Here is a 4,957-nt window from a genome sequence, read left to right as displayed (position 1 = left end):
CGCGCAGCGGTACCCGCGCGTGCCCCACGCGGCGCGGCCGTCGTCGTCGAGCAGCGCGGCCAGCAGCATCGTCGCGTGGCCGACCTGGGCCGCCGCCTTCCCCGCCGACATGGTGATTCCCGGGTTCAGCCACAGCACCGGCAGATCCGGTCCGGGCACGCCCGGCTCGTCGGGCGGCAGTTCGCTGCCGGAGATCTGCAGCCGCGCCACCTCGCGGGGGAGCTGATCCACCCGGGCGGGCAGCAGTGCCCGCACCTCGGCGTCGCCGACCGACACCGTCACCCCGGGCAGTCCGGCCACGGCACGCCAGTGCGAACCCCGCGCCCGGCGGGCCACCTTGCGGATGTGTCCCGACGTCCAGGTGTGCAGCGGCGCGTACCAGGGGCCGCCCGGAGCGGCCCGCTCGTCGAGGCACACGGCCACGGCCGCCGTCGCGGCGGCCTCCAGCATCGCGGTCCGCGCGGGACGGCCGGTCTTCTCCAGACGCAACACCACCGGCATCGCCCACACCCGCTCGGGTGGCGCGTCCCGCTCGGCGGTCTCCCGGGCGGGCAGACCGAGCCACCGCGCGTACCGCGCGGCGACGGGGGCGAGTACCGGCTCGGCCGGTTCCGCGGTGCTCACGACCGTGCGAGCGGGAACCCGTCGGCCTCGTCGGCCGCCTCGATCTCGGCGCGGGTGACGCCGAGCATGAACAGCACCGCGTCCAGGTACGGGTACGACAACGACGCGTCGGCCACCTCACGCAACGCGGGCTTCGCGTTGAACGCGATGCCCATGCCGGCGGTGGTGAGCATGTCGATGTCGTTGGCCCCGTCCCCGACGGCCACGCACTGGGGGATCGGGATGCCGTATCCGGCGGCGTAGCGCTTCAGCGTCTCCGCCTTGCCCGCCCGGTCGACGATCTCGCCCTCGACCTTGCCGGTGAGCCGCCCGCCGGAGACCTCCAGGTTGTTGGCCACGGCGAAGTCGAGACCGAGGTCGGTCACCAGTCGCTCGATGATCCGGGTGAACCCGCCGGAGACCACCCCGCACCGGAACCCGAGCCGCTTGAGCGTGCGGATCGTGGTCCGGGCGCCCGGGGTCAGTTCGATCTGGTCGGCGACCTCGTCCAGCACCGTCTCCGGCAGCCCCTCCAGCAGCGCCACCCGCTGTTCCAGGGACTGGTTGAAGTTCAACTCGCCCCGCATGGCCGCCTCGGTGATCTCGGCGACCTGCGGTTCGACGCCCGCGTGGGCGGCGAGCATCTCGATGACCTCGCCCTGGATGAGGGTGGAATCGACGTCGAACACGACGAGGCGCTTGGCCCGGCGGGCGAGCCCGGCCCGTTCGATCGAGACGTCCAACCCGCCCCGGGAGGCCACGTCGGCCAGCATCGACCGCAGTTCGCTGTCCGCCTCCGGGGTGTCGTCGGCGACCGACACGTGGACCTCGAGTCCGGTCACCGGGTAGTCGGCGATGCTGCGGATGGTGTCGATGTTCGCCCCGACGGCGGCGAGCTTGCGGGCGATCTGGGTGAACGCCCGCGCGGTGACCGGCGCGCCGAGCAGCACCAGCACGTGCGTGGAGCCCGGCTGGGCGGGGGCGAACGGGTCGGACCCGATCGCGTCCCCGATCCGGACGTCGACGTGCATGCCCACCGACGCCATCGCCTGCTCGACGACCTCCTGGAGCCCCTCGGGGTCCGACTCCACCGCGACGAGCACACCGAGCACGAGCTGGCCGCGGATCACGACCTGCTCGATGTCGACGACCTCGACGCCCTGGCTCGTCAACGCGGAGAACAGCACCGAGGAGACCCCGGGCTTGTCCGGCCCCGTCGTCGTGATCAACACGGGCGTCGTGTCCGCCGCCCCCGTACTGGTTGCCGTACTGTCGGTACTCACGTGTGCCCCGGCGCCTCGCTCACTGCTCGCTCGCGTTGTCCCGGTCGTGCCGTCCCGGCACGGCCGCCTCGGTGACCACCTCCGAGGGTGCGTCCTTCGCGTCGCCGTGGGCGAGGGTCTTGCCGGTGAAGGTGACGTGACCCTCACCCCGCATCCGCTCGACCATCTCCGGGTAGTGCAGCTCGAACGCGGGACGCTCGGAGCGGATCCGCGGCAGCTCGGTGAAGTTGTGCCGCGGTGGCGGGCAGCTCGTGGCCCATTCCAGCGAGTTGCCGTAGCCCCACGGGTCGTCGACGGTCACGATCGGGCCGTAGCGGTAGCTCTTGAAGACGTTCCAGATGAACGGCAGCGTCGACGCACCGAGCACGTAGGCGCCGATCGTGGAGATCATGTTCAGCGTGGTGAACCCGTCGGTGCCGAGGTAGTCGACGTACCGGCGGGGCATGCCCTCGTTACCGAGCCAGTGCTGCACCAGGAACGTGGCGTGGAAGCCGATGAAGGTCAGCCAGAAGTGCAGCTTCGCCAGCGGCTCGTCCATCATCCGGCCGGTGATCTTCGGGAACCAGAAGTAGATGCCCGCGAACGTGGCGAACACGATCGTGCCGTACAGCACGTAGTGGAAGTGCGCCACCACGAAGTAGCTGTCCGAGACGTGGAAGTCGATGGACGGCGCGGCCAGCAGCACGCCGGTCAGCCCGCCGAAGAGGAAGGTCACCAGGAAGCCGATGGTGAACAGCATCGGCGACTCGAAGGTGATCTTCCCCTTCCACATCGTGCCGATCCAGTTGAAGAACTTCACCCCGGTCGGCACGGCGATGAGGAAGGTCATGAAGGCGAAGAACGGCAGCAGCACCGCACCGGTGGCGTACATGTGGTGCGCCCACACCGCCACCGACAGGGCGGCGATGCTCAGCGTCGCCCAGACCAGGCCCTTGTAGCCGAAGATCGGCTTGCGCGCGAAGACCGGGACGATCTCGGAGGCGATGCCGAAGAACGGCAGCGCGACGATGTAGACCTCGGGGTGGCCGAAGAACCAGAACAGGTGCTGCCACAGGATCACACCGCCGTTGGCGGGGTCGAACACGTGCGCGCCGATCCGGCGGTCGGCGAGCAGGCCCATCAGCGCGGCGGTGAGGATCGGGAACGCCAGCAGGATCAGCAGGCTGGTGATCAGGATGTTCCACGTGAAGATGGGCATCCGCCACATCGTCATGCCCGGCGCGCGCATGCACACGATCGACGTGATCATGTTGACCGCACCGAGGATGGTGCCGAGACCGGAGACCAGCAGGCCGACGATCCACAGGTCGGCGCCGATGCCGGGCGAGTAGATCGCGTTCGACAGCGGGGTGTAGGCGAACCAGCCGAAGTCCGCGGCACCGCCCGGGGCGACGAAGCCGGCCATCACGGTCAGCCCCCCGAACAGGTACAGCCAGTAGGAGAAGGCGTTCAGCCGCGGGAAGGCCACGTCCGGCGAGCCGATCTGCAACGGCAACACGAAGTTGGCGAACCCGAACACGATCGGCGTCGCGTACAACAGCAGCATCACCGTGCCGTGCATGGTGAACAGCTGGTTGTACTGCTCCTGCGAGAGGAACTGCTGTCCCGGCTGGGCGAGCTCGGTCCGGATCAGCATGGCCATCGCGCCGCCCACCATGAAGAAGGCGAACGACGTGACCAGATACATGATGCCGATCTGCTTGTGGTCCGTCGTGCGGAACAACCGCAGCAGGAACGAACCCTTCACCGACTCTCGCGCCGGATAGGGACGCGTCGCGATCGGCTGGGGGGCTACGGCCGTCACAGAAGCCTCCTGCACTCGAAACCCCGCGATCCTTGCTTCGTGCCACGGGCGGGGGACCCACGATGGCTACGGGGATCGTATCCCTCACCCGTGGCACGCCCGCGCACCGGCTGCGTAGATCACCGCCGGACCGGCGGAAACACCCCGGAATCCACCCCGCGTGGGCGGCTGTCCGGCGCGAAAGCCGCAGGTAGACGTGGTGTGCGCGTGCGTGCGGCGACCCCGCGAATGGGGAGTTACCTCGATCACGCACCCCCGACGCACCCGTTCCCACGCCCCCACCACACTTCCCGCACCCGGTCCCGCGGTCACCGGGTCCGGCCGTCGCCGCTGCCCCGCCACGGCCGCGCGCGCTATGTTCGGTCCGTGGCACCACGCCTGGAGCCCCTGCGCACCGAGCGGCTGCTGCTGCGGCCGTTCTCCGACGCCGACCTGCCCTCGGTGATCGGCATCCAGGCCGCGGCGGAGACGCATCCGCACGAACCGGCGCCCGCGAGCCCCGCCCAGGCCCGGACGCAGTTCGACCTCTGGCGCAGGCACTGGGCGGATCACGGGTTCGGCTACGTCGCCGTGGTCGAGCACCGCTCCGGCACGGTGGTGGGCGTCGGCGGTGTGCAGCGCAGCGACCTCGACGGACGCGGTGTGCTGAACCTGTACTACCGGTTCCGGCCGGACGCCTGGGGACGGGGCTACGCCCCCGAGATGGCACGGGCGATCCTGGCCTGGGTGGACCGCGCGGTCCCCCACCTCCCCGTGGTGATCGTCACCAACATCGACAACAAACCGGCGCGCCGGGTCGCGGACAAACTCGGGTTCCGGGAGTACAAGCGGGATCTCTACCGCGGGATGCCCGCCGTGTACTACCGCAGGCCGACCGCGGCGGATGGACGCCCCCGCCCCGGTACCGCGGCGACGGGCTAGAACCGCCGTCGCGTCGGACCCCGCCGCGTCCGCGCCTGCCAACAGCCGCGGTGCCAGTGCCGGCGGTCGGACACCGAACCGGTCCCGTCCGCGGGCCAGGCCACCACGTGCGGGACGCCCGGCCGGATCTCGTGGTCGCACCCCGGACAACGGTAGGTCTTGGTCGCCTGCGCCCCGGGGACCGTGCGCACGAGCCAGTCGCCGTCCGGCCCGCTCTCCGGACGTGCCCACCCCACGGGCGTGGCGGGCCGGGACACCTCACGGCGGGCACGGTTGCGGCGCGGCATCCCTCCACGGTATCCGCCGCATCCGCCGGGCGGCACCGACACGTCCGGGCCGGCGGGGC

General features: G+C 70.7%; 5 protein-coding genes. 1 reads left to right on the top strand and 4 read right to left on the bottom strand.

The features are described from left to right. The 3 genes from ACTIR_RS0120160 to ctaD form a co-directional block, all read right to left on the bottom strand. Positions 1–624: hypothetical protein (locus ACTIR_RS0120160; protein ID WP_026455627.1), on the bottom strand; the 624-nt coding region annotated here is incomplete at its 3' end. Next, positions 621–1,835 carry a phosphoserine phosphatase SerB gene (serB, locus tag ACTIR_RS0120155; protein WP_026455626.1) on the bottom strand — a complete coding sequence of 405 codons (1,215 nt, stop codon included), beginning with the start codon at positions 1,833–1,835 and terminating at the stop codon, positions 621–623. The genes ACTIR_RS0120160 and serB, both read right to left, overlap by 4 nt. A 70-nt stretch (positions 1,836–1,905) precedes the next feature. Then, complete coding sequence (ctaD, locus tag ACTIR_RS0120150) at positions 1,906–3,690, bottom strand: aa3-type cytochrome oxidase subunit I (protein WP_026455625.1); 1,785 nt, start codon at positions 3,688–3,690, stop codon at positions 1,906–1,908. A 366-nt stretch (positions 3,691–4,056) separates the two neighbouring features. On the opposite strand from ctaD, the gene ACTIR_RS0120145 reads away from it, so the two are divergent. Then, entirely contained in the window at positions 4,057–4,611 is a 555-nt protein-coding gene (locus ACTIR_RS0120145; protein WP_026455624.1) for a GNAT family N-acetyltransferase, read from the top strand. On the opposite strand, the gene ACTIR_RS0120140 is transcribed toward ACTIR_RS0120145, so the two are convergent. Next, entirely contained in the window at positions 4,608–4,898 is a 291-nt protein-coding gene (locus tag ACTIR_RS0120140) for a hypothetical protein (RefSeq protein WP_026455623.1), read from the bottom strand. The genes ACTIR_RS0120145 and ACTIR_RS0120140 overlap by 4 nt on opposite strands. Positions 4,899–4,957: the final 59 nt, after the last annotated feature.

The organism is Saccharomonospora iraqiensis subsp. iraqiensis (genome assembly GCF_000430445.1).
Taxonomy (GTDB): domain Bacteria; phylum Actinomycetota; class Actinomycetes; order Mycobacteriales; family Pseudonocardiaceae; genus Saccharomonospora; species Saccharomonospora iraqiensis.
The sequence above is the reverse complement of the archived record's forward strand: the minus strand, read 5'-3'. Positions and strand labels throughout refer to the sequence as shown.